This is a genomic window from Streptomyces sp. 5K101, from assembly GCF_046506645.1.
Lineage (GTDB): Bacteria > Actinomycetota > Actinomycetes > Streptomycetales > Streptomycetaceae > Streptomyces.
Genome location: NZ_JBKFFO010000016.1, coordinates 75,896 through 102,861 on the forward strand (window position 1 = coordinate 75,896; position 26,966 = coordinate 102,861).

Consider the following 26,966-nt stretch of genomic DNA (forward strand, 5'->3'; position numbering starts at 1 on the left):
GAGGGAGCGGTTATGCGGCTCGGCATCAACCTCGGTTACTGGGGTGCGGGGATGGACGGCGACAACCTCGCCGTCGCGCAGGAGGCCGACAGGCTCGGCTACGACGTCTGCTGGGCCGCGGAGGCGTACGGCTCCGACGCTCCCACCGTGCTCAGCTGGGTCGCCGCCCAGACCGAGCGGATCGACGTCGGTTCCGCGATCCTCCAGATCCCGGCCCGCCAGCCCGCCATGACGGCGATGACCGCCGCCACCCTCGACTCGCTCTCCGGCGGGCGCTTCCGCCTCGGCCTCGGCGTCTCGGGCCCCCAGGTCTCCGAGGGCTGGTACGGCGTCAAGTTCGACAAGCCGCTCGCCCGCACCCGCGAGTACGTCGAGATCGTCCGCAAGGCGATGACCCGCGAGCGTCTGACCTACGAGGGGGAGCACTGGACGCTCCCGCTCCCCGGCGGACCCGGCAAGCCGATCAAGCTGACCGTCCACCCGCAGCGCGAGCACATCCCCCTCTACATCGCCGCGATCGGCCCCAAGAACCTGGAGCAGACCGGCGAGATCGCCGACGGAGCCCTGCTGATCTTCCCGTCCGCCGACCACCTGGAGGAGACCGCCGTCAAGCATCTGCGGGCGGGCCGGGAGAAGGCCGGAAAGACGATGGACGGCTTCGACGTCTGCCCCACCCTCCCGCTGGCCGTCGGTGACGACGTCATGGGTCTCGCCGACATGTTCCGCCCATACACCGCGCTGTACGTCGGCGGCATGGGCAGCCGTAAGCAGAACTTCTACAACCAGCTCGCCCAGCGCATGGGATACGAGAAGGAAGCGGCCGAGATCCAGGACAAGTACCTGTCCGGCGACAAGGCGGGCGCGGCCGCGGTGGTGCCGCACCAGTTGATCGACCAGACGGCGCTGCTCGGTTCCGTGGAGCGGATCGCCGACCGGATGACGGCCTACGCCGCCGCCGGCGTCACGACCCTGACCCTCTCCCCGGCCGGTTTCACGCTCGACGAGCGCATCGCCGCGCTGCGCGCCGGCACCGAGGCCCTGGAACTCGCCGGCGTCGCCTGACCGCCCTGCGAGAAGCCTGACAGCCTTCGAGAAGCGTGACGGGCCCGGCGAGAAGTCTGCGGCCGTGGTGGGGGCTCGGGGGTCTTCCCCGCCACGGCCGTCACGCGGTACAACGCGCGACCGGCGCGGCGGTTACTGCCGCGCCGGGCGCCTGCCCTCGTCCGTTCGGACGAGTCGCCCGGGCCCCCTGTTGCCGCGTTCGGCGTACCGCAATTGACTCGTTCTGCGCGGATGCCTTCACGGAGGTGGCAGACATGCTCTCGGCCCGAAGCATTTTCCAGGAGATCGTCGACAACGACGACACCTACCAGTTGTTCTGCTCCATCGCGGCCAGCGGCGAGACCCAGGGCGGGTGGGAGAACGCGCGCATCGCGGCCCTGGTCCCGGAGAGCATGCGCGATCTGGCACCCAAGATCACCCGGCACGGAGCGGACGAGGACAAGCACGGCCGCATCTTCAACGCGCTGCTCAGGAAACGGCAGCTGGACCCCGTCCCCGTACCGCCCGAGACCGACTACACGATGCTGCTCGAGCAGCGGGGCATCGGACTCGCCCACGACAAGCTGCGCCGCGACGAGCCGCTTACCGAAGAGGACATCGTCGTCTACCTCGCGCACAGCCGGGTCACCGAGCAGCGCGCCGCCGACCAGATGGTCATGCTCGTCACGCACTTCGGCGACCATCCGGAGGTCGGCAGGGCCATCAGGATGATCTCCGCCGACGAGGAAAACCATCTGGCCTACTGCCACGAGGAGTTGCTGCGCCTCGCCGGGGCCGGGCACGGCCGCCGGATCCAGCAGGTGCTGCGCGAGAGCTCGCTCACCGAGATCGCCGTCTACCGCGACGTCAGCCTGGCCGTGATGGGGCACATGGACCGGCTGCTGCGCTGGCCGAAGGCCAAGTCGGCGGCGCTCGCCGCGGGCATCCACGGGATGTACGCGTACGAGCGGCTCGGCGGCTGGCGGCGCATGGTCTCCCTCGCGATGCCGGAGCGGCGCGGGGCGCTCGACGGGCCGCCCACCCCCGCGCCCGCCGTCTGACCGCGCCCGCCGCCCGGCCCGGTGCCCGGATCTACAGCCAGCCGCGGTGCTTGAACAGCCGGTGCAGGCCGAGGACCGCGCCCGCCATCAGCATGACGACCGCCGGATACGCCCACACCCAGCGCAGTTCCGGCATGTGGTCGAAGTTCATCCCGTAGATCCCCGCGACCATCGTCGGGACCGCGGCCATCGCGGCCCAGGCCGAGATCTTGCGCATGTCGTCGTTCTGCCGCACGCCCATCTGCGCGAGATGGGCGGACAGGATGTCCGACAGCAGCCGGTCCAGCCCCTCCACCTGCTCGTTCGCCCGGGTCAGATGGTCGCTGACGTCCCGGAAGAACGGCTGCGAGTGCTCGTCGACGAACGGCACGCCGGCCCCCGCGAGCCGAGTCATCGGCGGCGCCAGCGGCCCCGCCGCCCGACGGAACTCCAGCACCTGGCGCTTGAAGGTGTAGATCCGCGCCGCCGTGTTCCTCGCGTCCTTGCCGCCAGGCGCGAAGACCTCCGTCTCCAGCTCCTCCAGGTCCACCTGCAACTCGGCGGCCACGTCTATGTAGTGGTCCACGACCGCGTCGCTGATCGCGTAGAGCACCGCGGTCGGCCCGTGCCGCAGCACCGCGGGCTCGGCTTCCAGCCGCTCGCGTACGGCGCGCAGCGGGGCGCCCTCGCCGTGCCGGACCGTCACCACGAACGAGTCACCTATGAAGACCATCAGTTCGCCGGCGCTGACGGCATCGCTCTCGGTCTCGTAGACGACCGGCTTCAGCACGACGAACAGCGAGTCGTCGTAGACCTCCAGCTTCGGCCGCTGGTGCGCCTTGAGCGCGTCCTCCACCGCCAGCGGGTGCAGCCCGAACTCCTCGGAGACATGTTCGAACTCCATCTCCGTCGGCTCGTGCAGGCCGATCCACAAGAAGGCGTCGCCCGTGGCCCGTGCCTCGGCCAGGGCGTCGGAGAGGTCCGACGGGCCCTCGGTGCGGCGTCCGTCGCGGTAGATGGCGCAATCCACGATCATCTGCGCAAGATACCCAGGCTCGCCGCCGTAACGCCCGCGGCGGCTCCCTTGTCCGAGGTTGCCGCGGGGCGGCGATGTCGCTGTCACTGAACGCGACCGCGCCGTCTCTCAAAGCGATGCCGCCCGCTGACACAAGAACGGTTGCTCCGCCGTCGGCAACTTTGGCAGCGACGGTGCCGTGACCGTCTCGAACGGTCCCTTCCCGGTCACCCCGGCTTGCGGGCCGGAGCGCCGTACGCTTGCCGTCATGGCCACGCTCATCCTCGTACGGCACGGACGTTCCACCGCCAACACCGCCGGTGTGCTCGCCGGCCGGACGCCCGGCGTCCACCTCGACGAACGCGGGGCCGCGCAGGCCGCGGAGCTGCCCGCCCGCCTCGCCGCGGTGCCCCTCGCCGCCGTCGTCTCCAGCCCGTTGGAGCGGTGCCGCGAGACCCTGCAGCCACTGCTCGACGCCCGGCCAGGGCTCGCTCTGGAGACCGACGGGCGGATCGGCGAGTGCGACTACGGCGACTGGTCGGGCCGCAAACTCGGCGAACTCACCGACGAGCCGCTGATGGAGGTCGTGCAGCAGCATCCGTCCGCCGCCGCCTTCCCCGGCGGCGAGTCCATGCGCGCCATGCAGGCCCGCGCCGTCGACGCCGTCCGCGACTGGAACGCACGCGTCGAGCAGGAGCACGGCGACGGCGCCCTCTATGCGATGTGCTCGCACGGGGACATCATCAAGTCCCTGGTCGCCGATGCCCTCGGCATGCATCTCGACCTCTTCCAGCGCATCCACGTCGAGCCCTGCTCGATCACCGCGATCCGCTACACCCGCACCCGCCCCTTCCTGTTGCGCCTCGGCGACACGGGGGACCTCAACTCGCTCGTGCCGCGCGCGAGTGGCGAGGAGGAGCGGAGCGAGGAGAGCGGACGTGCGGTCGTCGGAGGCGGCGCGGGCGCACCGTGATCGCGGCGCGCAGTAGGGTGGACGGGCCGAAAGACCGATCCGAAGACCGATCCCAAGGGAGACAGGACGTGTCCCGTGAGGTGTTCCTCTACGACCCGCCGGAGCGTTTCGTGGCCGGCACGGTCGGATTGCCTGGACGCCGTACGTTCTTCCTGCAGGCTTCCGCCGCAGGGCGCGTCACCAGCGTCGCTCTGGAGAAGACCCAGGTCGCCGCGCTCGCCGAGCGGATCGACGAACTCCTGGACGAGGTGGTGCGCCGCACCGGGGGCAACGCGCCCGTGCCGGCCGTGGCACCCGCGGACGTCGCCGACACCGCGCCGCTCGACAATCCGGTCGAGGAGGAGTTCCGCGTCGGCACGATGGCGCTGGCGTGGGACGGCGAGGAACAGCGCATGATCGTCGAGGCGCAGGCGCTGGTCGAGCTCGACGCGGAGTCCGAGGAGGATCTCGCGGAGGCCGAGGAGCGGCTGCTGCAGGACGAGGAGAACGGCCCGCCGATGCTCCGCGTCCGGCTCACCGGTGCCCAGGCCAGGGCGTTCGCCAAGCGTGCCCTGGACGTGGTCAACGCCGGCCGGCCGCCGTGCCCGCTGTGCAGCCTGCCGCTCGATCCGGAAGGACACGTATGCCCGCGCCAGAACGGATACCGACGGGGCGCGTGAGCACGGTCGACGTGCTCACGCTGCTGGCGAAGGGCGAGCTCACCGTGCGCGGACGGCTCCGCGAGGCGTCCAACGCGGTCCTCTACTGCTCCGTGGCGTACGAGGGTGAGGAGGCGTACTGCGTCTACAAGCCGATCGCCGGTGAGCGCCCGCTGTGGGACTTTCCCGACGGCACGCTCGCCCAGCGCGAGGTGGCGACGTACGAGCTCTCGGAGGTCACCGGCTGGGGTCTCGTACCACCCACCGTGCTGCGGGACGGCCCCTACGGGCAGGGCATGGTCCAGCTGTGGATCGAGGCCGACCCCGAGGCCGCACTGCTCGGGCTCGTCGAGGACGAGGAGCCGGGCGAGGGCTGGAAGGCGGTCGGACTCGCCGACGTCGGCGAGGGGCGCACGGCCCTGCTGGTCCACGCCGACGACGAGCGGCTGCGCCGGCTGGCCGTGCTCGACGCGGTGATCAACAACGGCGACCGCAAGGGCGGCCACCTGCTGCCCACGGTCGATGGCGCCCTGTACGCCATCGACCACGGGGTCACGTTCAACGCCGACGACAAGCTCCGCACGCTGCTGTGGGGCTGGGCGGGGGAGCCGCTGCCGGCCGAGGTGACCGAGACGCTCGCGTCGGTGGCCGCCGCGCTTGCCGAGGGGGAGCCGCTCGCCACCCGCCTGGCCGAATTGCTCACCCCGGCCGAGGTCGCCGCGGTACGGGCCCGGGTGGCGGCGCTGCTGGCCTCGGGGACCCATCCCGTCCCGTCGGGCGCGTGGCCGGCGATTCCCTGGCCGCCGGTGTAGCGGGCCGCCAGGCACAGGTCTCGGCCGACCGCAAGAGCGCCCATCCGGCCAAGAGTAGTGATCCGGTTCGTATGCGGAACATGCGTCCGGTTAGGCTCGAGGCATGCATGCCTGGCCCGCTTCTGAGGTCCCCGCCCTGCCCGGCAAGGGCCGCGACCTCCGGATCCACGACACCGCGACCGACGGTCCGGTGACCCTCGACCCCGGTCCCGTCGCCCGTATCTACGTCTGCGGCATCACGCCGTACGACGCGACCCACATGGGTCACGCGGCGACCTACAACGCGTTCGACCTCGTTCAGCGCGTGTGGCTCGACACCAAGCGGCAGGTTCACTACGTCCAGAACGTGACGGACGTGGACGATCCGCTGCTCGAGCGCGCGATCCGTGACGGGCATGACTGGACCGAGCTCGCCGAGCGGGAAACGGCCTTGTTCCGCGAGGACATGACCGCCCTGCGGATGCTTCCTCCGCAGCACTACATCGGCGCCGTCGAGGCGATACCGGGCATCGTTCCCCTCGTGGAACGGCTCCGGGACGCGGGTGCCGCGTACGAGCTGGACGGAGACGTCTACTTCTCCGTGGAGGCGGACCCCCACTTCGGCGGAGTGTCCCGGCTCGACGCCGAGGCGATGCGGCTGCTGTCCGCGGAGCGCGGCGGCGACCCCGAGCGCCCCGGCAAGAAGAACCCCCTCGACCCGATGCTGTGGATGGCCGCCCGTGCGGGCGAGCCCAGCTGGGACGGCGGCAGTCTCGGCCGCGGCCGGCCGGGTTGGCACATCGAGTGCGTCGCCATCGCCCTCGACCACCTCGGCATGGGCTTCGACGTGCAGGGCGGCGGCTCCGACCTCGCCTTCCCGCACCACGAGATGGGCGCGTCGCACGCCCAGGTGCTCACCGGCGAGCACCCCTTCGCCAAGGCGTACGTCCACGCGGGCATGGTCGCCCTCAACGGCGAGAAGATGTCCAAGTCCAAGGGCAACCTCGTCTTCGTCTCCACGCTGCGCCGCGACGGCGTGGACCCCGCCGCGATCCGGCTCTCCCTGCTCTCGCACCACTACCGGGCCGACTGGGAGTGGACGGACACGGTGCTGAGCGACGCGGTCGAGCGGCTCGGGCGCTGGCGCGCGGCCGTCTCCCGGCCCGACGGCCCGTCCGCGGACGGCCTGGTGGAGGAGATCCGCGAGGCGCTCGCGAACGACCTGGACGCCCCCGCGGCGCTCGCCGCCGTCGACCGCTGGGCCGCTCTGCAGCAGTCCGAGGGCGGCACGGACGAGGGCGCTCCGGGCCTGGTCTCCCGCGCGGTCGACGCCCTGCTGGGTGTGGCGCTCTAGAGGCGTCACGATCCGCCGGACCCGAAGGGACGGATCCTGTTGTGCCGGGCGGGCATCACCCGCCCGGCACACGCGTGCGCTTGCGCTTTCGCGCGGCGTGAGCGACCGGCGCGTGGTGAGCTGGCACGAGAGGCCCTGAGAGGCATGTCGTCGACCAGCTGCCGGAAGGACGCATCATGGAACGTTCCTTCACCCGCAGAACACTGCTCGGCTCCGCCGCCGCACTGGGCGGAGCCACGCTACTCGGCCCCCGGACGGGGACCGCCCGGGCGGCCCGGCCGGCCGCCGTACCCGACCGGGCCTGGCCCACGCGCTTCGCCCTGCCGAACGGCTTCCGGCCGGAAGGCATCACCATCGGCCGCACACCGTTCGCCTGGTTCGGGTCCCTCGCCGACGGCGACGTGTACCGGGCGGAGCTGGCCACCGGCCGCGGCCGCGTCGTGATCGAGGGGCTGGGGCGCGACCGCTCCGTCGCCGGCCTCAAGATCGACCTGGCCGAGCGGCGGCTCTACCTCAGCGGCGGACTCAGCCGGGAGATCAGGGTCGCCGACATCCGTTCGAGGGAGATCGTCCGCAACTTCTCCGTTGCCCGCTCCGGCTCGATGGTGAACGACGTCGTCCTCACGCCCGGCGCGGCCTGGTTCACGGACTCCCTCCGCCCCCAGCTCTACCGGCTCCCCGTCGACCGCGACGGTGAGCCGGGGCGCGAGGTGGCCACTCTCCCGCTCGGCGGGGAGTGGGAGCAGGGCAGCGAGTTCACCGCCAACGGCATCACGCGGACCCCGGACGGGCGCGCCCTGCTCGTGGTGAACTCCGTCGTGGCGGGCGGCTCGTTGATGCGCGTCGACCCGCGAACGGGCGTGGCACGGAGAGTCGCACTGGGCGACCTCAAGATCCCGCGCGGCGACGGACTCCTCCTGCTCGGCCGCGATCTCTACATCGTTCAGCAGCGGCTCAACCGGGTCGAAGTGGTCCGGCTGAACGACACGGGCACCGAGGGCACACCGATCGCGCGGATCACCGACGCGCGTTTCCGCGTCCCCACCACGGCCGCCGCGTGGGGCCGACGGATCTATCTGCCCAACGCGCGCTTCGACGTACAGCCCGGGCCCGACACCGACTACGACGTGGTCGCCGTCGAGCGGGTTTGAGCGGCCCGACGTGCCGCGGGGTGGTGCCTGGCGGCGCCACCCCGCTCGTCGTGTCCGTCAGTCCCCGTGCGTCCCGGTCGCCTCGCCGCCGCCGTCGTCCTCCCGGCCCGGCTCGCGCTCGGAGCCCCGTTCGCCTTCGGGCTCCGCCGCACCCGGCTCGGGCCGGGGCGGCGCCGGCGGGCGGGTGCGCCCGCTGGAGGTGTCGCGCAAGTACGAGCCGCCCTCGCCGCCGTCGGTCGCGTGGCCGCCGTGCCCGCCGTCGCGCCGCCGCAAGTAGCGCTCGAACTCCCGGGCGATGGCCTCGCCGGACGCCTCGGGCAGCTCGGCGGTGTCCCGCGCCTCCTCCAGCGTCTGGACGTACTCGGCCACTTCGCTGTCCTCGGCGGCCAGTTGGTCCACGCCCAGCTGCCAGGCCCGTGCGTCCTCGGGGAGTTCACCGAGGGGGATGCGCAGGTCGATCAGGTCCTCGAGGCGGTTCAGCAGGGCCAGCGTGGCCTTGGGGTTGGGCGGCTGGGACACGTAGTGCGGGACCGCGGCCCACAGGCTCACCGCGGGGACCCCGGCGTGGGTGCACGCCTCCTGGAGGATGCCGACGATGCCCGTCGGCCCCTCGTACCGCGTCTCCTCGAGGTCCATCGTGCGCGCGAGATCGTGGTCGGAGGTGATGCCGCTGACCGGCACCGGCCGGGTGTGCGGGGTGTCGCCGAGCAGCGCCCCCAGGATCACGACCATCTCGACGCCCAGCTCGTGGGCGAAGCCCAGGATCTCGTTGCAGAACGAACGCCAGCGCATCGACGGCTCGATGCCGCGGACCAGGACCAGGTCGCGCGGCTTGTCGCCGCCGACGCGGACCACGGAGAGCCGGGTGGTGGGCCAGGTGATCTTCCGTACACCGCCGTCCAGCCACACCGTGGGCCGGTTGACCTGGAAGTCGTAGTAGTCCTCGGCGTCGAGCGCCGCGAACACCTCGCCCTTCCATTCCCGGTCCAGGTGAGCGACCGCGGTGGAGGCGGCGTCGCCGGCGTCGTTCCAGCCCTCGAACGCGGCCACCATGACCGGGTCGATCAGCTCGGGTACCCCCTCGAGCTCGATCACCCAGGCCTCCTTCCGAAGTTCCCTTTATTACGTCCCAACCTTACGGCTTACCGGGTGCCCCGCCGCAGCCCCCTGGCACGCCCGGGTGACTCCCGGAGCCGGGCATATGCCGAGGCGAGAAAAGGGCGAAACGTCAATTCATCCCGAGCTGTGCGGGGAAATCCTTGTCAGCGCCCTGGGCTGTCGCGTGACCCCGACGCTATACATCGGATGTCCGCCCAAGAGATCCGATGTCCCGCCTCACGGGGTGCGTGCATGAGCCAGGCCGTCACGGAGTTCGAGGTCCACGCCATCCGCCGCCCCGCCCCTTCACCGCCGCCGCCCTCGCCGCGGCTGCACGCCGACCTCACCTCCCAACTGCGCCGGCCCGGGCCCCGAGGAGGGCGTGATGCACATGACGGCCGGCGCGGTCGCCGGGGGCAGGACTGGGCGCGATGGTGACCAGGGGAGCCTCCGGCATCGGAGCGGCCGTCGCCGCGCTGCGGGACCGGGGCGCCCGCGTCGCCGTCCTGGACCGCGACCCGTCCGGAACTCCGGACGGGGTCCTCGCGCTGAAGGCCGACGTCACCGTCACAGAGTCGACCGCAACCACTGCTCCACACTCGCCACATGCACCGTCGCCCACGACCTCGCCGCCTCCGCGTCACGGTCCCGCAGCGCCGACAGGATCGCCCGGTGTTCGTGCAGCGTGCGGCTCACCGCGTCCTCCTGGGTCAGGCCCCGCCAGATGCGGGCCCGGGTCGTCGGGCCGGAGAGGCCGTCGAGCAGGGAGCAGAGCACCGAGTTCCCCGAGGACTGCACGATGCCGCGGTGGAACTCCAGGTCCGCCGCGACCAGCTCCTCCACCGACGGCTGCGCCCCCAGCGCGTCCAACTGCCGCCCGAGCAAGGCCAGTTCTGCCTCGCTGATCCGCGTCGCCGCCATCGCCGTGGCCGCCGGTTCCAGGATCCGCCGTACCGCGAGGAACTCCAGCACCGTGTCGTCCCGGTGGAAGTCCACGACGAAGCTCAGCGCCTCCAGGAGCAACTGCGGGTCCAGGCTCGTGACATACGTGCCGTCGCCCTGCCGCACGTCGAGGATGCGGATCAGGGACAGTGCCCGCACCGCCTCCCGCAGCGAGTTCCGCGACAGGCCCAGCTCCGCGGCCAGTTCGCTCTCCTTGGGGAGCCGGTCGCCCGGGCGCAGTGCGCCGGAGACGATCATCCCCTTGATCTTTTCGATGGCTTCGTCGGTGACAGCCACGGGCGGCCTCCATACATCCGATGTATCGACGATTATGCCGCCTGCGGCCACCCATGGTCCCCGCATTCCGGCGACCGCCACCCCGCACGTGGCGTAAGTTGACGCAGTCTGCCGTCCCCCGTTTCCGCAGATTCCCGTTCGCGGGAGGATCCCTCATGACGACTGTGGCCAACCCGCCTGTCCATTACTCGATAGCCGCGCGACTCGAGCGGCTTCCTCACTCCCGCTGGCACGTCAAGGTCCGTTTCCTGATCGGTGCCGTCACCTTCTTCGAGGCGTTCGACCAGCTGCTGGCCGCCTCCGCGCTCCCCGTCCTGAGGAAGGAGTGGAACCTGACGACGGCAGGGGCCACCCTCGCTCTGACGGCGGCGTCGATCGGGATGCTCTTCGGCGCTCTCGCGGCCGGCTGGCTCGGCGATCGGATCGGCCGCGTACGCACGGTCGCCCTCGGCGTCGCCGTGACGGGCCTCGCCTCCCTCGCCGTGGCCCTCTCGAACGGCATCGAGGCCTTCTCCCTCTTCCGCTTGGTCCAGGGCATCGGCATCGGCGGCGTCGTCCCCGTCGCCGCCACCTACATCAACGAGATCGCACGCTCCGACAACCGCGGCCGCCTGGTGCTCCTCTACGAGATGATCTTCCCGGCCGGCCTGGCGGCGGCCAGTCTCGTCGCCGTGTGGGTGGTCCCCACCCTCGGCTGGCGCGCGATGTTCGTCATCGGCGCCGTGCCCGTCCTGTTCGCCGTCCTGCTGCCGCGCCACGTGGCCGAGTCCCCGCGCTGGCTGCTGGCCCGCGGCCGCACACAGGAGGCCGAGCAGGTCGTCGCGCGCATCGAGGCGGAGGTCGCCGAGGCCACGCGCACACCGCTGCCCGCCCCGGCACCGACCGCGCGGTCCGAGGAGGACACGTCGCGGGGCCGGCTGCGGGAGCTGTTCGGGGGCCGCTACCTGCGCCGTACGGTGGTCGTCTCCGTGCTCTGGTTCGTCGCCTACTACGTCAACCACGGCATCTCCACCTGGCTGCCGTCCCTCTACACCAAGAACTTCGGCCTCGACCTGAGCACCGCGCTGGGCTACACCCTGCTCGGCAACGTCACCGGACTACTTGGCACCTTCGTCGTCGCGCTGGTGATCGACCGGGTGGGCCGCAGACCCGCCCTCGTGACCGCGCTCGGCGGCACCGCGGTCGCCCTCGGCATGCTGGCTCTCGCCGGTGCGACCTCCGGCCTCCAGGTCGCCCTCTTCGCCTCCGGCACGGCCTTCTTCCTCTACACGGTCAACTCCGGGCTCTACCTGTACTCGCCCGAGCTCTACCCGACCCGCAACCGAGCCAAGGGCGCTGCCTTCGGTGGCCTGTGCAACCGGCTCGGCGTCATCCTCGGGCCGGTCACCCTGGGGGCGATCCTCGGTGCCGGCGGCAGCCTGGCCATGGTCTTCGCGCAGTTCGCGGCGGTGGCGGCGGTGGGTGCCGTCGTCGCCCTGCTCGCCGTCGAGACCAAGGGCAGGACGTTGGAGGAGCTCAACGCATGACAAGGGGGCGGCACACCCGACGTGTGCCGCCCCCTCGCGTACCGGTCGTTACTTCTCGCCGAGCAGATCCTCCACCTTCCCGCGGATCTCGTCCGTCGCGAGACCCCGGATCGTGAGCGTCGTACGGCGGCGCAGCACGTCGTCCGCCGTCTCGGCCCACTCGTGGTCGCGCGCGTACACGACCTGCGCCCAGATCTCCGGCGCGTCGGGGTGGATGCGCTCGGCCAGCGCCGGGTCCTCGCTCGCCAGGCGGGCTATGTCGAACGACAGCGAGCCGTAGTGCGTGGCGAGGTGGCGGGCGGTGTCGGCCGCCATGCGCGGGCCGGGCGTGCCGCCGTCGACGAGGAGACGGTGCGCCACGGCGTTCGGGTTGGCGATGCCGGGCAGCGGCACCTTCTTCGGGAGCTGCGCGATGGGCTCCATGTCCTCCGCGAGCGGCAGGCCCGGGAGCGTCGCCAGCTTGTTCATCACCGTGCGGCCGATGTGGCGGAACGTCGTCCACTTGCCGCCGGCCACCGACAGCATGCCGCCGCGGCCCTCGGTGACGACGGTCTCCCGCTTGGCCTTGGACGTGTCGCCGGGACCGCCGGGCAGGACGCGCAGACCCGCGAAGGAGTACGTGATCAGATCACGCGACAGCTGCTGGTCGCGGATCGAGAACGCGGCCTCGTCCAGGATCTGGGTGATGTCCTTCTCGTTGACCGCGACGTCCGCCGGGTCGCCCTCGTACTCCTCGTCCGTCGTACCGAGCAGCAGCATGTCCTCCCAGGGCAGGGCGAACGTGATGCGGTACTTGTCGATCGGGGTCGCGAGCGCGGCCTTCCAGGGCGAGGTGCGCTTGAGGACGAGGTGCGCGCCCTTCGACAGGCGGATGGACGGAGCGGCGTCCGGGTCCTCCATGCGGCGCAGGTGGTCCACCCACGGACCCGTGGCGTTGAGCACCAGGCGGGCGTCGACCCCGAACTCGGTGCCGTCCGTGCGGTCCTTGAGCTCGGCGCCGGTGACCCGGCCGCGGGTGAAGCGCAGGCCGGTGACCTCGGCGTGGTTGAGGACGGTCGCACCGGCCTCGACGGCCGCGCGGACGGTCATCAGGGCCATGCGCGCGTCGTTCATCTGGTCGTCGCCGTAGACCGCGACGGCCTTCAGGTTGTCGGTGCGCAGCTCGGGCACGTCGGCCGCGGCCTTCGCCGGGCTGAGCAGGTGCCCGACCCCGTCACCGAAGGCGGAGAGCGCGGAGTAGGCGAAGACGCCCGCGCCGAGCTTCGCGGCACCGTGCGGTCCGCCCTTGTAGACGGGCAGGTAGAAGGTGAGCGGGTTCGCCAGGTGCGGCGCCACCTGGCGGGATACGGCACGCCGCTCGAAGTGGTTCTCCGCGACCAGCTTCACCGCGCCGGTCTGCAGGTAGCGCAGACCGCCGTGGAGGAGCTTGGAGGAGGCGGATGAGGTGGCGCCGGCGAAGTCGCCGGCGTCCACCAGGGCCACCCGCAGCCCGGACTGCGCCGCATGCCAGGCGGTGGAGATGCCCAGGATGCCGCCGCCGATCACCAGGAGGTCGTACGTCGCCGTGGAGAGCTGCTCCCGAGTCTCGGCGCGGCTCGCTGCCTTGAAGGAGGACAGAGTCGAGCCGGAGGCCGGGCGCGTCCCGTGGTCGGGGACGCTCTGCAGGGTGGTCATCATTGCTCCTCGTCAGTTTTCCTCGTCGATCCAGCCCATGGTCCGCTCCACGGCCTTGAGCCAGTCCTTGTACTCGCGTTCACGCTTGTCAGCGTCCATGCGGGGGGTCCACTCGGCGGCCCGGCGCCAGTTGGCGCGCAGCGCGTCGGTGTCCGGCCAGAAGCCGACGGCCAGGCCGGCGGCGTAGGCGGCGCCGAGGCAGGTGGTCTCGGCGACCATCGGACGCACCACGGGCGCGTCCAGGAAGTCCGAGAGCGTCTGCATCAGCAGGTTGTTGGAGGTCATGCCGCCGTCGACCTTGAGGGCGGCCAGCTCGACGCCGGAGTCCTTGGTCATGGCGTCGGTGATCTCGCGGGTCTGCCAGGCGGTGGCCTCGAGAACGGCGCGCGCGATGTGCGCCTTGGTGACGTACCGGGTCAGTCCGGCGATCACACCGCGGGCGTCGGAGCGCCAGTACGGGGCGAACAGGCCGGAGAAGGCCGGTACGAAGTACGCGCCGCCGTTGTCCTCGACCGAGGACGCGAGGGTCTCGATCTCGGCGGCGGAGTTGATCAGGCCCATCTGGTCGCGCATCCACTGCACCAGGGAGCCGGTGACGGCGATCGAGCCCTCCAGGGCGTACACCGGGGTCTGGTCGCCGATCTTGTAGCCGACGGTGGTGATCAGGCCGGAGTAGCTGTTGATGACCTTGTCGCCGGTGTTCAGCAGCAGGAAGGTGCCGGTGCCGTAGGTGGACTTGGCCTCGCCCTCGGAGAAGCAGGTCTGGCCGAACAGGGCCGCCTGCTGGTCGCCCAGTGCGGAGGCGACCGGAACGCCGTCGAGGATGCCGCCCTTGACGTGGCCGTACACCTCGGCGGAGGACCGGATCTCCGGCAGCACGGCCGCCGGGACCTCCATGGACTCCAGGATCTTCTGGTCCCACTCCATGGTGTGCAGGTTCATCAGCATGGTGCGGGAGGCGTTGGTGACGTCGGTGACGTGGTGACCGCCGTCCACACCGCCCGTGAGGTTCCAGATGACCCAGGAATCCATGGTGCCGAAGAGGATCTCGCCACGCTCGGCACGCTCACGCAGGCCCTCGACGTTGTCCAGCAGCCAGCGCACCTTGGGGCCGGCGAAGTACGAGGCGAGCGGCAGGCCGGTCTCGCGGCGGAAGCGGTCCTGGCCCACGTTGCGGCCGAGCTCCTTGCACAGGGCGTCGGTGCGGGTGTCCTGCCAGACGATGGCGTTGTGGACCGGCTCGCCGGTGTTCTTGTCCCACAGCAGCGTGGTCTCGCGCTGGTTGGTGATGCCGATGGCCTTGACGTCGGCCGCGGTGATGCCCGCCTTGTCGATGGCGCCCGCCACGACCTCCTGGACGTTCGTCCAGATCTCGGCGGCGTTGTGCTCCACCCAGCCCGGCTTCGGGAATATCTGCTCGTGCTCCTTCTGGTCGACGGAGACGATCCGGCCGTCCTTGTCGAAGACGATGCAGCGGCTGGAGGTGGTGCCTTGGTCGATGGCCGCGATGAACGGGCCGGTGGTGTGTGCGTCGGTCACGGTGTGCTCCTGCTCAGGTCTCTGGAAATACGGCTCGTGATGCGATGACGGCTCAGGCGAACGCGATGTTGTAGATACCCGCACCGATAGCCGCACCGATCAGGGGACCGGCGACGGGTATCCAGGCGTAGCCCCAGTCGGACCCGCCCTTGTTCGGCAGCGGGAGCAGGGCGTGCACGATGCGCGGGCCGAGGTCACGGGCCGGGTTGATGGCGTAGCCGGTCGGGCCGCCGAGCGAGAGACCGATGGAGACGACCACGAAGGCGACGATCAGTCCGCCGATCGGGCCGAGACCCTTGCCACTGTCGTTGAGGCCCTGGGTGAGCACGGCCAGGACCAGCACGACCGTGCCGATGGTCTCGGTGGCCAGGTTCTGCCAGACGTTGCGGATCTCCGGGCCGGTGGAGAAGACGCCGAGCACGGGCCCGGCATGGGCGGCGCCCCCGTCGTGCGGACCCTCGATGGCCTTCTCGGCCGGGTCGCCGACGATCTCGCGGTCGGTGAGGTGCGCGTGGAACTGGCCGTAGTAGGCGATCCAGACCAGGGTCGCGCCGAGCATGGCGCCGAGGAGCTGGCCGGCGACGTAGACCGGGACGTTGCCCCAGTCGTTGTCCTTGATGGCGATGCCGAGGGTCACGGCCGGGTTGAGGTGGGCGCCGGAGAGAACGCCGGTCATGTAGACCGCGGTCATGACCGCGAAGCCCCACCCGAAGGTGATGGCCAGCCAGCCGGCGTTCCGCGCCTTCGAGCGCTTGAGCACGACGGCTGCGACGACGCCGCCACCGAGCAGGATGAGAACGGCGGTACCGATGATCTCGCCGATGAAGATGTCGGAGTTGGACACCCGCGACTCCTTTGTCCTTCGTCCAGGGGGAAGGCGAACCCCGGGTCCCTCCGGTGGTCCGCGCCCTCAGCTGAGGGCGTTCCGGCCTGGCGTTGCCACACTCTAGCGCGTATTGCCGTTAGGTGTTCGGCAATGTCGACCGGTGAACGGCAGTTTTGCCCTCTGGTAAACACGGCGTCAAGAGTTGGGTGGGGCGAAAACCGGATCGTTACCGATGATGCGCCAAGGCGATCAGAACCGCCCGGCACCGAGGTCGCGGGAGACCGCACGGGCGCATTCCCGCACCGCGGCCACCAGCTCGGACCGCAGCTCACCGGTGCCGTCGCAGACACGCTCCACGGCACCCGTGATGGCCACCGCGCCGACGGGCATGCGCCGCCGGTCGTGGATCGGGGCGGCGACGGCCGCCACGCCCTCCCACGTCTCCTCCACGTCGGCCGCCCAGCCGCGCGCCCGGGTGTGGTCCAGCACGGTCTCGAACTCGTCGAGCTCGGTCACCGTCTGCGGGGTGAACGCCTTGCGGTCGGCCTCGACCGCCTCGGTGTGCGCCACCGGGTCGTACGCCGCCAGCACCTTGCCGAGGGCCGTGGAGTGCAGCGGCTGCATGGCCCCCACCTCCAGGACCTGCCGGCTGTCGTCCGGCCGGAAGACATGGTGGACGATGAGTACGCCGTGCTGGTGCAGGACGCCGAGATGGACGCTCTCGCCGCTGGAGCGCGCGAGGTCGTCGGTCCACACCAGGGCGCGGGCCCGCAGCTCGTGCACGTCCAGGTAGCTGTTGCCGAGCCGCAGGAGCTCAGCGCCCAGCTGGTAGCGGCCGGACGCGGCGTCCTGCTCGACGAAGCCCTCGGCCTGAAGGGTGCGCAGAATGCCGTGGGCCGTCCCCTTGGCCAGTTCGAGGGAAGAGGCGATGTCCGACAGTCCCAGCCGGCGCTCGCCGCCGGCGAGCAGTCGCAGCATCGCGGCCGCGCGCTCAAGGGACTGAATGTTCTTCGCCATCGGATCGGCCCTTCTCCACTGCGGTTCGGCGAGCTTGGCTCTGGGGTTCGACAATGCTGAACACTATCGGTCCATGCCGACCTAGGTCATCGCGGAGTGAGTATCCCCCGGCCGGGCTACCCACGGAAACCCGCCCTGCGCCGTTCCGTCCGGCTTGTGGGACACCTCCCCGCAGGAACGAGCCGCACGGCTACTCTGGCTGCGTGCGCCTTCCACCGGAAGACGCAAAGCCGACAGCCGTCGCATCCCAGGGAGCACATTCCATGGCCTCGTCGCCGACCCCTTCCGCTGACAGCCGGACCCGAATCGACGCACTGCGCGAAGCGCTCGCCACTCGTGTGGTGGTGGCCGACGGCGCGATGGGCACGATGCTCCAGGCCCAGGACCCCAGCCTGGAGGACTTCGAGAACCTCGAGGGCTGCAACGAGATCCTGAACGTCACGCGCCCGGACATCGTCCGTTCCGTCCACGAGGCGTACTTCGAGGTCGGTGTCGACTGCGTCGAGACGAACACGTTCGGCGCGAACCTCGCGGCGCTCGGCGAGTACGACATCGCCGGCCGCGTCTTCGAGCTGTCCGAGGCGGGCGCGCGCCTCGCCCGCGAGGTCGCCGACGAGTTCACGGCCTCTACCGGGCAGCAGCGCTGGGTGCTGGGCTCCATGGGCCCGGGCACCAAGCTGCCGACGCTGGGCCACGCCCCGTACACGGCCCTGCGCGACGCCTACCAGCAGAACGCCGAGGGCATGATCGCCGGTGGGGCCGACGCGCTGCTCGTCGAGACGACGCAGGACCTGCTCCAGACGAAGGCCGCCATCCTCGGTGCCCGCCGTGCGCTGGAGGCCACCGGCACCAGTCTGCCCGTCATCTGTTCCGTGACGGTGGAGACGACCGGCACGATGCTGCTCGGCTCGGAGATCGGCGCGGCCCTGACCGCGCTGGAGCCGCTGGGCATCGACATGATCGGTCTGAACTGCGCGACCGGTCCGGCGGAGATGAGTGAGCACCTGCGCTACCTCGCCCGCCACTCCCGCGTCCCGCTGTCGTGCATGCCGAACGCGGGGCTGCCGGTCCTGGGCAGGGACGGGGCCCATTATCCGCTGACGGCGTCCGAGCTCGCCGACGCGCAGGAGACGTTCGTGCGGGAGTACGGCCTGTCGCTGGTGGGCGGCTGCTGCGGTACGACTCCGGAGCACCTGCGCCAGGTGGTGGAGCGGGTGCGCGGCGTCCGTCCGACGGTTCGTGAGCCGCGTCCGGAGCCGGGTGCCGCGTCGCTGTACCAGACGGTGCCGTTCCGGCAGGACACCGCGTACCTGGCCATCGGTGAGCGGACGAACGCGAACGGGTCGAAGAAGTTCCGCGAGGCCATGCTGGAGGGCCGCTGGGACGACTGTGTGGAGATGGCCCGCGACCAGATCCGCGAGGGCGCCCACATGCTCGACCTGTGCGTCGACTACGTCGGCCGTGACGGTGTGGCGGACATGGAGGAGCTGGCCGGCCGGTTCGCCACCGCGTCGACGCTGCCGATCGTGCTGGACTCGACCGAGGTCGAGGTCATTCGTGCGGGTCTGGAGAAGCTGGGCGGCCGTGCGGTGATCAACTCGGTGAACTACGAGGACGGTGACGGCCCCGAGTCCCGTTTCGCGAAGGTCACCCGCCTGGCCCGGGAGCACGGTGCCGCGCTGATCGCGCTGACGATCGACGAGGAGGGCCAGGCCCGCAGCGTCGAGCACAAGGTGGCGGTCGCGGAGCGGCTCATCGCCGACCTCACCGGCAACTGGGGCATCCGCGAGTCGGACATTCTCATCGACACGCTGACGTTCACGATCTGCACGGGGCAGGAGGAGTCCCGCAAGGACGGCGTCAACACCATCGAGGCGATCCGTGAGCTGAAGCGGCGTCACCCGGATGTGCAGACCACGCTCGGTCTGTCGAACATCTCCTTCGGTCTCAACCCGGCCGCCCGTATCCTGCTCAACTCCGTTTTCCTCGACGAGTGCGTGAAGGCGGGTCTGGACTCGGCGATCGTGCATGCCTCCAAGATCCTGCCGATCGCCCGTTTCGACGAGGAGCAGGTCAGCACCGCGCTCGACCTGATCTACGACCGGCGCGCCGAGGGCTACGACCCGCTGCAGAAGCTGATGGCCCTGTTCGAGGGGGTCAATACCACGTCGTTGAAGGCGGGCAAGGCGGAGGAACTGCTCGCGCTGCCGCTGGAGGAGCGCCTCAAGCGGCGCATCATCGACGGCGAGAAGAACGGCCTGGAGGCGGACCTCGACGAGGCGCTGCGGGACCGGCCCGCCCTGGACATCGTCAACGACACGCTGCTCGACGGCATGAAGGTCGTCGGCGAGTTGTTCGGTTCGGGTCAGATGCAGCTGCCGTTCGTGCTCCAGTCGGCCGAGGTGATGAAGACGGCGGTCGCCTACCTGGAGCCGCACATGGAGAAGTCGGACGACGAGGGCAAGGGCACCATCGTGCTGGCCACCGTCCGTGGCGACGTGCACGACATCGGCAAGAACCTTGTCGACATCATCCTGTCCAACAACGGCTACAACGTGGTCAACCTGGGCATCAAGCAGCCCGTCGCCGCGATCCTGGACGCGGCGCAGGAGCACAAGGCCGACGTCATCGGCATGTCCGGTCTGCTCGTCAAGTCCACGGTGATCATGAAGGAGAACCTCGAGGAGCTCAACCAGCGCAAGCTGGCCGCCGACTACCCCGTCATCCTCGGCGGCGCCGCCCTCACCCGCGCGTACGTCGAGCAGGACCTCCACGAGATCTACGAGGGCGAGGTCCGTTACGCCCGTGACGCCTTCGAGGGCCTGCGCCTGATGGACGCCCTCATCGCGGTCAAGCGCGGCGTGCCCGGCGCCGTCCTGCCCGAGCTCAAGCAGCGCCGGGTGCGGGCCACTGCCTCCGCGGTGGTGGAGGAGACCGCCCCGGCCGAGGGCGCGGTCCGCTCCGACGTGGCCACGGACAACCGGGTGCCGGAGCCGCCCTTCTGGGGTACCCGCGTCGTCAAGGGCATCCAGCTCAAGGAGTACGCCTCCTGGCTCGACGAGGGCGCCCTCTTCAAGGGCCAGTGGGGCCTCAAGCAGTCCCGCACCGGCGAGGGGCCGTCGTACGAGGAGCTGGTGGAGAGCGAGGGCCGGCCGCGCCTGCGTGGCTGGCTGGACCAGCTGCACACGCAGAACATGCTGGAGGCGGCCGTCGTCTACGGCTACTTCCCCTGCGTGTCCAAGGGCGACGACCTGATCCTCCTGAACGAGGACGGCTCCGAGCGCACCCGTTTCTCCTTCCCGCGCCAGCGCCGCGGCCGCAGGCTGTGCCTGGCGGACTTCTTCCGCCCCGAGGAGTCCGGCGAGACCGACGTCGTCGGCCTCCAGGTGGTCACCGTCGGGTCCAGGATCGGTGAGGAGACCGCGAAGCTCTTCGAGGCCGACTCCTACCGCAACTACCTCGAACTGCACGGTCTGTCCGTCCAGTTGGCGGAGGCCCTCGCCGAGTACTGGCACGCCCGCGTCCGCGCCGAGCTCGGTTTCGGCGGCGAGGACCCGGCGGACGTCGAGGACATGTTCGCCCTCAAGTACCGCGGCGCCCGGTTCTCGCTGGGCTACGGCGCCTGCCCGGATCTGGAGGACCGCGCCAAGATCGCGGAGCTGCTGCAGCCCGAGCGGATCGGCGTGCAGCTGTCCGAGGAGTTCCAGCTCCACCCGGAGCAGTCCACGGACGCGATCGTGATTCACCACCCCGAGGCAAAGTATTTCAACGCACGCTGATCGGACGAGTCGTACACTGGTCGGTCCAGTGCAGGCCGGTCACCAGATCTTGCGGGATGAGCCGCAGGGTGAGGTGGCCGGCCTTCTCGTCCCTTCCGGAGGTGTGCCGATGACCAGCACGGTCCCCGCGTCCCTGACCCGTTCGGCCGATGGGGCGGCGCTCCAGGCCGTCTTCCTCGACATGGACGGCACTCTGGTCGACACCGAGGGGTTCTGGTGGGACGCCGAGGTGGAGGTCTTCGCGGACCTCGGGCACCAGCTGGACGAGGCATGGCGGGACGTCGTCGTCGGCGGGCCCATGACCCGCAGCGCCGGCTACCTGATCGAGGCGACGGGCGCGGACATCAGCCTGGCCGAGCTGACCGTGCTGCTCAACGACAAGTTCGAGGACCGGATCGGACGCGGTGTGCCCCTGATGCCGGGGGCGGAGCGGCTGCTCGCCGAGCTGGCCGCGCACAACGTGCCGACGGCGCTGGTCTCCGCCTCCCACCGCCGCATCATCGACCGCGTCATGGCCTCCCTCGGCCCGCAGAACTTCGCCCTGTCCGTCGCGGGGGACGAGGTGCCGCGGACCAAGCCGCACCCCGACCCGTACCTGCTGGCCGCCCAGGGGCTGGGCGCCGACCCGCTGAGATGCGCGGTCGTCGAGGACACGGCGACCGGGGTGGCCGCCGCCGAGGCGGCCGGCTGCCGGGTCGTCGCGGTGCCCTCGGTGGCCCCGATCGCGCCGGCCGCAGGCCGAATCGTCGTTCAGTCGCTCGAGGAAGTCGACCTGCTTTTCCTGCGCACGCTCATCACCTCACCGCACTGATAGGTGTACTGTCCGTGTTTCTCGAATGCACTATGGAAACTCTGGGCAGCCGGTCATGCCTTTTCCGTGACCGTGGTGATTACTGTTCGATAATCGAGAATACGTTCCCGACCGTGACGTTCGTCACCGTGCGTGCCGTCCTGGTGGGTCGTCACCGGCGCCCGATGTCCCGTTCGACCGGGATCGGGCGCCGTTTTCTGTCCGGTTTACGGAAGGAGTGCATGTTTCCTCCGTGTGCGGACCGCCCCTGTGTCAGGCGTTGGTGATCACTCAGCGATTACGCCCAACTCGGGTTCGTTCACGGTTCCCTGGTGCCGCCGACTAATCTCATCGCGAGAACTTCGCCGCGTCACCGTCGTGTCCCGCCGGCCACCAAGCCGTCGGAAACACCGGACCGATCGCTCTGTATCCCCGGCCCGATCGCGCCGCCCCGACCGGGTGGAAGCGGTGGAGTGACTTGCACGCAACGCTGTATCCCAGTGCCGGATGGATGAGGGAGTACGTCCAGGATGAACCGTAAGACTCTGGTGCCGCTGGCCATGATCGGCCTGCTCGCGCCCGTGCTCGCCGCCTGCGGCACCACGGACGGCGGGTCGGGCGGCGGTGACGCCATCGTCGTGGGCACCACGGACCAGTTCGTCGCCAACGCCGACGCTCCCGCGCCGCTCGACCCGGCCTACGCCTACGACACCGGCGCCTGGAACGTCCTGCGCCAGACCGTCCAGACGCTGATGCACCCGCCCCGCGGCGGCGGCGAGCCCGTCCCGGACGCCGCCGAGTCCTGTGTCTTCACGGACACCGCCAGCGAGAGCTACCGCTGCAAGCTGCGCAGCGGACTGAAGTTCGCCGACGGCACCCCGGTGACCGCCGAGGACGTGAAGTTCTCCATCCAGCGCGTTCTCGACATCGACGCCGACAACGGCACCGCCGCCCTCCTGGCGAACATCGACACCATCGAGACCAAGGGCGACAACGAGGTCATCTTCCACCTCGCCACGCCCGACGCCACCTTCCCGTACAAGCTCTCGACGCCGGTCGCCGCCATCGTCAGCCGCGAGCAGTACGACGGGAAGAAGCTCCGCGAGGGCTTCGAGGTCGACGGCTCCGGCCCGTACACCATGAAGACCGAGAGCGACGGGGACCATGTCTCCAAGGTCGTCTTCACCAAGAACCCCCACTACAAGGGCGACGTCAAGCTCCGCAACGACCGGGTCGAACTACGGTCGTTCGCCGACGCCGAGTCGATGGGCAAGGCCCTCGAGTCCGGGGACATCGACATGATGACCCGCGCGATGTCCCCCCAGCAGATCCAGGAGCTCTCCACCGCTCCCAAGGAGGGCATCACGCTCACCGAGGTCCCCGGCCTGGAGATCCGCTACCTCGCCTTCAACACGAACCACCCGTCGGTGAAGGACAAGGCCGTGCGCCAGGCGATGGCGGCCGTTGTCGACCGCGGCCAGATCGCCGGCCAGGTGTACGGCTCCACCGCCGAGCCGCTCTACTCGCTGATCCCGACGAGCATCGCCGCGCACACCAACTCGTTCTACAACAAGTACGGCGAGCCGAGCCGCAAGAAGGCCGCGGCCATCCTGGACGACGCGGGCATCGAGACCCCCGTCGAGCTGGAGCTGAACTACACCACGGACCACTACGGCCCGGGCACGGCCAAGGAGTTCGAGGCGCTCCGCGACCAGCTGAACGCCACCGAGCTCTTCGACGTCACCATCAAGGGCACCGAGTGGGCCAAGTTCCGCCCCGCCCAGAAGCGCGGCGACTACGCGGTCTACGGTCTCGGCTGGTTCCCCGACTTCCCGGACCCGGACAACTACACCGCCCCCTTCCTCGACAAGGGCAACTTCCTCAACTCGCCCTACGTGAGCGAAGAGGCGCGCAACCTCATCCCGCAGTCGCGCCGTGAGGCCGACCGCACCGCGGCCTCCCCGGCCTTCAAGGAGATCCAGGAGATCGTGGCCGACGACGTGCCGGTGCTGCCGCTGTGGCAGGGCAAGCAGTACGTCGCCGCCCGCGACGACATCACGGGCGTCGAATGGGCGCTCAACGCCAGCTCCGACCTCCAGCTGTGGGAGCTGGCCCGGGGTAGCGGCGCCTGATCCGACGCACGCGCGCAGACGCGAACGGCCGGTGTCCGGCGGTGGGTTCCACCGCCGGACACCGGCCGCTTCTGCGTCGTACGGCCCGCGCGTTCACGGAGCGCGCCGAGCGCCGGGGCGCGTCAGACCGCCGTTTACTGAGCGCCGGGCGCGTCGAACCTCGAGTCACTGTGCACGGGGCGCACAGACCGCCGTTCATTGAGGGCCGGGGCGCGTCAGGCCCGTGCTCACTGCGCCCCGGGGCGCACCAGGCCGCTCTCGTACGCGTACACCGCGGCCTGGACGCGGTCGCGCAGACCCAGCTTCGTGAGCACATGGCCGACATGCGTCTTCACGGTCGTCTCGCTCACGAAGAGATCCGCGGCGATCTCCGCGTTCGACAGACCCCGGGCCACCAGCTTCAGCACCTCGACCTCGCGGTCGGTCAGCGTGTGCAGCGTGTCCGGAAGGGGCTCCTCGCCCGACGGCAGATGGTCGGCGTACTTGTCGAGCAGCCGCCGGGTGATGCTCGGCGCCAGCATCGCCTCGCCCGCCGCGACCACCCGGATCGCCTGCACCAGCTCATTGGCCGGGGCGTCCTTCAGCAGGAAGCCGCTGGCCCCGGCGCGCAGCGCCTCCACCACGTACTCGTCGAGGTCGAACGTCGTCAGCACGAGCACCTTCGCCGGGCCGTCCCGGCCGGGTCCGGTGATCTGCCGGGTGGCCTCGACACCGTCCATCCGGGGCATCCGGATGTCCATCAGCACCACGTCGGGCTGCAGCGCCCGGACCTGATCGAGGGCCTGGAGGCCGTCCCCGGCCTCGCCCACCACCGCGATGTCCTGTTCCGCCTCCAGGATCATCCGGAAGCCGGTGCGCAACAGCGGCTGGTCGTCGACCAGTAGGACGCGGATAGCCACAGGTACTCCTTCTTTAGACCGGGCCCATTCTGCCCTGCCCATCCTCGGCGGACGGGGCCGGGGAAACCGTCAGCGGATAAACCGGGGGAGTGCCCCCGAATTCCGGACAGAACTCCTGGTGGTCGCACCAGCCGCACAGCTTGGTCGGGCGCGGCCGCCAGTCACCGGTCCTCGTCGCCTGCCGGATCGCGTCCCACAGGGCGTGCAGCTTGCGCTCCATCCGCTCCAGGTCCGCCATCACCGGGTCGTAGGTCAGCACGTCACCGCTGCCCAGGTACACCAGTTGGAGCCGGCGGGGGAGCACGTTCTTCAGGCGCCAGATCACCAGCGCGTAGAACTTCATCTGGAACAGCGCGCCCTCGCTGTACTCCGGGCGCGGAGCCTTGCCCGTCTTGTAGTCGACGATCCGCACCTCGCCCGTCGGCGCGATGTCCACCCGGTCGATCACACCGCGCAGCCGCAGCCCCGAATCCAGCTCCGTCTCGACGAACATCTCCCGCTCGGCGGGCTCCAGCCTGGTCGGGTCCTCCAGCGAGAACCACCGCTCCACGAGCTGCTCCGCCTCACCGAGCCAGCGCGCCAGCCGTTCGCCGCCCGCGTCGTCGGCGAACAGCTCGCCCAGCTCCGGCTTCGTCTCCAGCAGCCTCTGCCACTGGCCGGGAATCATCGCCTTGGCCCGCGGCGCCGTCCGCTGGAGGGCCGGATCGTCGAAGAGGCGCTCCAGCACCGCGTGCACCAGCGTCCCGCGGGTCGCCGCCTCGCTCGGCTTCTCCGGCAGCCGGTCGATCACCCGGAACCGGTAGAGCAGGGGGCACTGCATGAAGTCGCCGGCCCGGGAAGGCGACAGGGACATCGGCTCCGCGGCCGGCCTCGGCTCCACGACACCGCTCACCGCACCCTCCGTCCCGGGCTCGGACCCGGGCTCGGCGGCAGCGGCGGACGGCCCGCTGACGGGCTGCTGGCTCGTACTCATGACTCAGACCCTACGGCCCGCCACTGACAGCGATCGGCATACCATCGACGACAGAGCCTCGCGCGTGCATGATCGAGCGAGCCACACGTTTTGCGAAGAGCCTCGGCTACGAAGGGACCCCGTGAACGAGGACGACACGAGCGGCGAGCGCGAGCGGTCGCGGTCCGAAGCGGGCAAAACCCCTGCGGGCGGTGGCAAGAAGCGTGGCTCGGACGAACCGGGCGGTGGCATTCTCATGGGCCGCCCCTTCGGCGTGCCCGTGTACGTCGCCCCCAGCTGGTTCGTCGTCGCGGCCCTGATCACCTGGGTCTTCGGCGGCCAGCTGGACCGCGTCCTACCCGAACTGGGCAGCGCCCGCTACCTCGTGTCGCTGTTCTTCGCCGTCGCCTTCTACGCCTCCGTCCTCGTCCACGAACTGGCCCACACCGTCGCCGCGCTCCGGTTCAAGCTGCCGGTGCGGCGCATCCAGCTCCAGTTCTTCGGCGGCGTCTCCGAGATCGAGAAGGAGACCGAGACCCCCGGCCGCGAATTCGTCCTCGCCTTCGTGGGCCCGCTGCTCTCCCTCGTCCTGGCCGGGCTGTTCTACCTCGGCATGACGGCCGTGGAGCCCCGCACCGTGCCCGGCGTGCTGCTCGCCGGACTGATGATCTCCAATCTGATCGTCGCCGCGTTCAACCTGCTGCCCGGACTGCCCCTCGACGGCGGGCGGATGCTGCGCGCCGTCGTCTGGAAGATCAGCGGCAAGCCCATGACCGGCACCATCGCCGCCGCCTGGGTCGGCCGCGCGCTCGCGGTCGCCGTCCTCATCGGCCTCCCGCTGCTCACCCACACCGGCGCCCTCGGCAACGCCACCGAAGACATCGGCGGCATGGAGACCGTCACCGACGCGCTGCTCGCCGCGATCCTCGCGGCCATCATCTGGACCGGCGCCGGCAACAGCCTGCGCATGGCCCGCCTCCGCGAGCACCTGCCCGAACTCGCGGCCCGCGCGCTCACCCGCCGCGCCGTCCCCGTCGAGTCGGACACCCCGCTCTCCGAGGCGCTGCGCCGCGCCAACGCAGCCGGGGCCCGCGCCCTCGTCGTCGTCGACGGCAACGGCGACCCCACGGCCCTGGTGCGGGAGGCCGCGATCGTCGGCGTCCCCGAGCACCGCCGGCCCTGGGTCGCGGTGAGCGGCCTGTCCCAGGAGCTCACCGAGGACATGAAGGTCCCCGCCGAGCTCGCCGGCGAGGCCCTGCTGGACAGACTGCGCGCGGCGCCCGCGACGGAGTACCTGGTGGTGGAGGAGACCGGCGAGATCTACGGCGTTTTGTCCACGGCGGACGTCGAACGGGCCTTCGTCGCGGCGATGGCGCGGCCTGCTTCTTCTTGAGGGCTCGATTCTCCTCCGGGGCGCCTAAGACGGTGCCGACGGTCGTTCGTGCTCGGTCCCTCGTTCCTCGGGACCTCCGCGCGTTCTCCCTTTCGACAA

General features: G+C 70.5%; 21 protein-coding genes and 1 pseudogene. 13 read left to right on the forward strand and 9 right to left on the reverse strand.

Annotated features, from left to right (window positions below; translation table 11 throughout):
• Positions 1-12 precede the first annotated feature (12 nt).
• Together ACLB9X_RS26915 and ACLB9X_RS26920 are read left to right on the forward strand one after the other, a co-directional pair.
• Positions 13-1,062 carry an LLM class F420-dependent oxidoreductase gene (locus tag ACLB9X_RS26915; protein ID WP_410362997.1) on the forward strand — a complete coding sequence of 350 codons (1,050 nt, stop codon included), beginning with the start codon at positions 13-15 and terminating at the stop codon, positions 1,060-1,062.
• A 254-nt stretch (positions 1,063-1,316) separates the two neighbouring features.
• Positions 1,317-2,102, forward strand: coding sequence for a ferritin-like domain-containing protein (locus tag ACLB9X_RS26920; protein ID WP_410362998.1), 786 nt, complete (start codon positions 1,317-1,319; stop codon positions 2,100-2,102).
• Between the two features lie 31 nt (positions 2,103-2,133).
• Here the strand turns inward: ACLB9X_RS26920 and corA are convergent, their stop codons facing one another.
• A complete protein-coding gene (gene corA / locus ACLB9X_RS26925) occupies positions 2,134-3,117 on the reverse strand; it encodes a magnesium/cobalt transporter CorA (protein WP_410362999.1) in 984 nt (327 codons plus the stop codon).
• A gap of 247 nt (positions 3,118-3,364) precedes the next feature.
• Here corA and ACLB9X_RS26930 point away from each other — a divergent pair, with 247 nt between their 5' ends.
• From ACLB9X_RS26930 to ACLB9X_RS26950, 5 genes are all read left to right on the forward strand, one after another.
• Positions 3,365-4,069: a histidine phosphatase family protein gene (locus tag ACLB9X_RS26930; RefSeq protein ID WP_410363000.1), complete on the forward strand. Its 705-nt coding sequence runs from the start codon at positions 3,365-3,367 to the stop codon at positions 4,067-4,069.
• Between the two features lie 68 nt (positions 4,070-4,137).
• Complete coding sequence (locus tag ACLB9X_RS26935) at positions 4,138-4,728, forward strand: DUF3090 domain-containing protein (RefSeq protein WP_410363001.1); 591 nt, start codon at positions 4,138-4,140, stop codon at positions 4,726-4,728.
• The gene (locus ACLB9X_RS26940; RefSeq protein WP_410363002.1) at positions 4,692-5,519 is read left to right on the forward strand and encodes an SCO1664 family protein; all 828 of its coding nucleotides are present in this window, start codon (positions 4,692-4,694) and stop codon (positions 5,517-5,519) included. The genes ACLB9X_RS26935 and ACLB9X_RS26940 overlap by 37 nt, the downstream gene beginning before the upstream one ends.
• A 103-nt stretch (positions 5,520-5,622) precedes the next feature.
• Positions 5,623-6,852: a cysteine--1-D-myo-inosityl 2-amino-2-deoxy-alpha-D-glucopyranoside ligase gene (mshC, locus tag ACLB9X_RS26945; RefSeq protein WP_410363003.1), complete on the forward strand. Its 1,230-nt coding sequence runs from the start codon at positions 5,623-5,625 to the stop codon at positions 6,850-6,852.
• A 176-nt stretch (positions 6,853-7,028) separates the two neighbouring features.
• The gene (locus ACLB9X_RS26950; RefSeq protein ID WP_410363004.1) at positions 7,029-8,003 is read left to right on the forward strand and encodes a superoxide dismutase; all 975 of its coding nucleotides are present in this window, start codon (positions 7,029-7,031) and stop codon (positions 8,001-8,003) included.
• Between the two features lie 57 nt (positions 8,004-8,060).
• Here ACLB9X_RS26950 and ACLB9X_RS26955 read toward each other — a convergent pair whose 3' ends face one another.
• Entirely contained in the window at positions 8,061-9,098 is a 1,038-nt protein-coding gene (locus ACLB9X_RS26955) for a PAC2 family protein (RefSeq protein ID WP_410363005.1), read from the reverse strand.
• Between the two features lie 434 nt (positions 9,099-9,532).
• Between ACLB9X_RS26955 and ACLB9X_RS26960 the strand changes: the two are divergent.
• A pseudogene (locus tag ACLB9X_RS26960) lies at positions 9,533-9,667 on the forward strand (short-chain dehydrogenase); the annotation flags it as partial.
• A 1-nt stretch (position 9,668) separates the two neighbouring features.
• Here ACLB9X_RS26960 and ACLB9X_RS26965 read toward each other — a convergent pair.
• Positions 9,669-10,340 carry a FadR/GntR family transcriptional regulator gene (locus ACLB9X_RS26965; protein ID WP_410363006.1) on the reverse strand — a complete coding sequence of 224 codons (672 nt, stop codon included), beginning with the start codon at positions 10,338-10,340 and terminating at the stop codon, positions 9,669-9,671.
• 155 nt (positions 10,341-10,495) lie between these two features.
• Here ACLB9X_RS26965 and ACLB9X_RS26970 point away from each other — a divergent pair, with 155 nt between their 5' ends.
• Positions 10,496-11,866 carry an MFS transporter gene (locus ACLB9X_RS26970; protein WP_410363007.1) on the forward strand — a complete coding sequence of 457 codons (1,371 nt, stop codon included), beginning with the start codon at positions 10,496-10,498 and terminating at the stop codon, positions 11,864-11,866.
• A 48-nt stretch (positions 11,867-11,914) separates the two neighbouring features.
• Here the strand turns inward: ACLB9X_RS26970 and ACLB9X_RS26975 are convergent, their stop codons facing one another.
• From ACLB9X_RS26975 to ACLB9X_RS26990, 4 genes are all read right to left on the reverse strand, one after another.
• Positions 11,915-13,540 carry an FAD-dependent oxidoreductase gene (locus ACLB9X_RS26975; RefSeq protein WP_410363008.1) on the reverse strand — a complete coding sequence of 542 codons (1,626 nt, stop codon included), beginning with the start codon at positions 13,538-13,540 and terminating at the stop codon, positions 11,915-11,917.
• Positions 13,541-13,552: 12 nt separating this feature from the next.
• A complete protein-coding gene (gene glpK / locus ACLB9X_RS26980; RefSeq protein WP_410363009.1) occupies positions 13,553-15,079 on the reverse strand; it encodes a glycerol kinase GlpK in 1,527 nt (508 codons plus the stop codon).
• Positions 15,080-15,131: 52 nt separating this feature from the next.
• Positions 15,132-15,923 (reverse strand): MIP/aquaporin family protein, encoded by a 792-nt coding sequence (locus tag ACLB9X_RS26985; RefSeq protein ID WP_410363010.1) that lies wholly within the window; start codon positions 15,921-15,923, stop codon positions 15,132-15,134.
• A gap of 231 nt (positions 15,924-16,154) precedes the next feature.
• Positions 16,155-16,922, reverse strand: a complete 768-nt coding sequence (locus ACLB9X_RS26990; protein WP_410363045.1) for an IclR family transcriptional regulator — start codon at positions 16,920-16,922, stop codon at positions 16,155-16,157.
• 263 nt (positions 16,923-17,185) lie between these two features.
• Here ACLB9X_RS26990 and metH point away from each other — a divergent pair, with 263 nt between their 5' ends.
• From metH to ACLB9X_RS27005, 3 genes are all read left to right on the forward strand, one after another.
• On the forward strand, positions 17,186-20,701 hold the full coding sequence (gene metH, locus ACLB9X_RS26995) for a methionine synthase (RefSeq protein WP_410363011.1): 3,516 nt from the start codon (positions 17,186-17,188) through the stop codon (positions 20,699-20,701).
• Between the two features lie 109 nt (positions 20,702-20,810).
• Complete coding sequence (locus ACLB9X_RS27000) at positions 20,811-21,512, forward strand: HAD family hydrolase (RefSeq protein WP_410363012.1); 702 nt, start codon at positions 20,811-20,813, stop codon at positions 21,510-21,512.
• A gap of 509 nt (positions 21,513-22,021) precedes the next feature.
• Positions 22,022-23,623 (forward strand): ABC transporter substrate-binding protein, encoded by a 1,602-nt coding sequence (locus ACLB9X_RS27005; RefSeq protein ID WP_410363013.1) that lies wholly within the window; start codon positions 22,022-22,024, stop codon positions 23,621-23,623.
• Between the two features lie 227 nt (positions 23,624-23,850).
• Here ACLB9X_RS27005 and ACLB9X_RS27010 read toward each other — a convergent pair whose 3' ends face one another.
• Together ACLB9X_RS27010 and ACLB9X_RS27015 are read right to left on the reverse strand one after the other, a co-directional pair.
• Entirely contained in the window at positions 23,851-24,522 is a 672-nt protein-coding gene (locus tag ACLB9X_RS27010) for a response regulator (protein ID WP_410363014.1), read from the reverse strand.
• 13 nt (positions 24,523-24,535) lie between these two features.
• On the reverse strand, positions 24,536-25,495 hold the full coding sequence (locus ACLB9X_RS27015; RefSeq protein WP_410363015.1) for a RecB family exonuclease: 960 nt from the start codon (positions 25,493-25,495) through the stop codon (positions 24,536-24,538).
• A gap of 121 nt (positions 25,496-25,616) precedes the next feature.
• On the opposite strand from ACLB9X_RS27015, the gene ACLB9X_RS27020 reads away from it, so the two are divergent.
• Complete coding sequence (locus ACLB9X_RS27020; RefSeq protein WP_410363016.1) at positions 25,617-26,867, forward strand: site-2 protease family protein; 1,251 nt, start codon at positions 25,617-25,619, stop codon at positions 26,865-26,867.
• The last annotated feature ends 99 nt before the right edge of the window (positions 26,868-26,966 follow it).

Bases quoted from the DNA above. Each gene is read 5' to 3' on its own strand.
- ACLB9X_RS26915 (WP_410362997.1), top strand. From the start codon at position 13: ATGCGGCTCGGCATCAACCTCGGTTACTGGGGTGCGGGGATGGACGGC.
- ACLB9X_RS26920 (WP_410362998.1), top strand. From the start codon at position 1,317: ATGCTCTCGGCCCGAAGCATTTTCCAGGAGATCGTCGACAACGACGAC.
- corA (WP_410362999.1), bottom strand. From the start codon at position 3,117: ATGATCGTGGATTGCGCCATCTACCGCGACGGACGCCGCACCGAGGGC.
- ACLB9X_RS26930 (WP_410363000.1), top strand. From the start codon at position 3,365: ATGGCCACGCTCATCCTCGTACGGCACGGACGTTCCACCGCCAACACC.
- ACLB9X_RS26940 (WP_410363002.1), top strand. From the start codon at position 4,692: ATGCCCGCGCCAGAACGGATACCGACGGGGCGCGTGAGCACGGTCGAC.
- mshC (WP_410363003.1), top strand. From the start codon at position 5,623: ATGCATGCCTGGCCCGCTTCTGAGGTCCCCGCCCTGCCCGGCAAGGGC.
- ACLB9X_RS26950 (WP_410363004.1), top strand. From the start codon at position 7,029: ATGGAACGTTCCTTCACCCGCAGAACACTGCTCGGCTCCGCCGCCGCA.
- ACLB9X_RS26970 (WP_410363007.1), top strand. From the start codon at position 10,496: ATGACGACTGTGGCCAACCCGCCTGTCCATTACTCGATAGCCGCGCGA.
- ACLB9X_RS26975 (WP_410363008.1), bottom strand. From the start codon at position 13,540: ATGACCACCCTGCAGAGCGTCCCCGACCACGGGACGCGCCCGGCCTCC.
- ACLB9X_RS26990 (WP_410363045.1), bottom strand. From the start codon at position 16,922: ATGGCGAAGAACATTCAGTCCCTTGAGCGCGCGGCCGCGATGCTGCGA.
- metH (WP_410363011.1), top strand. From the start codon at position 17,186: ATGGCCTCGTCGCCGACCCCTTCCGCTGACAGCCGGACCCGAATCGAC.
- ACLB9X_RS27000 (WP_410363012.1), top strand. From the start codon at position 20,811: ATGACCAGCACGGTCCCCGCGTCCCTGACCCGTTCGGCCGATGGGGCG.
- ACLB9X_RS27005 (WP_410363013.1), top strand. From the start codon at position 22,022: ATGAACCGTAAGACTCTGGTGCCGCTGGCCATGATCGGCCTGCTCGCG.
- ACLB9X_RS27015 (WP_410363015.1), bottom strand. From the start codon at position 25,495: ATGAGTACGAGCCAGCAGCCCGTCAGCGGGCCGTCCGCCGCTGCCGCC.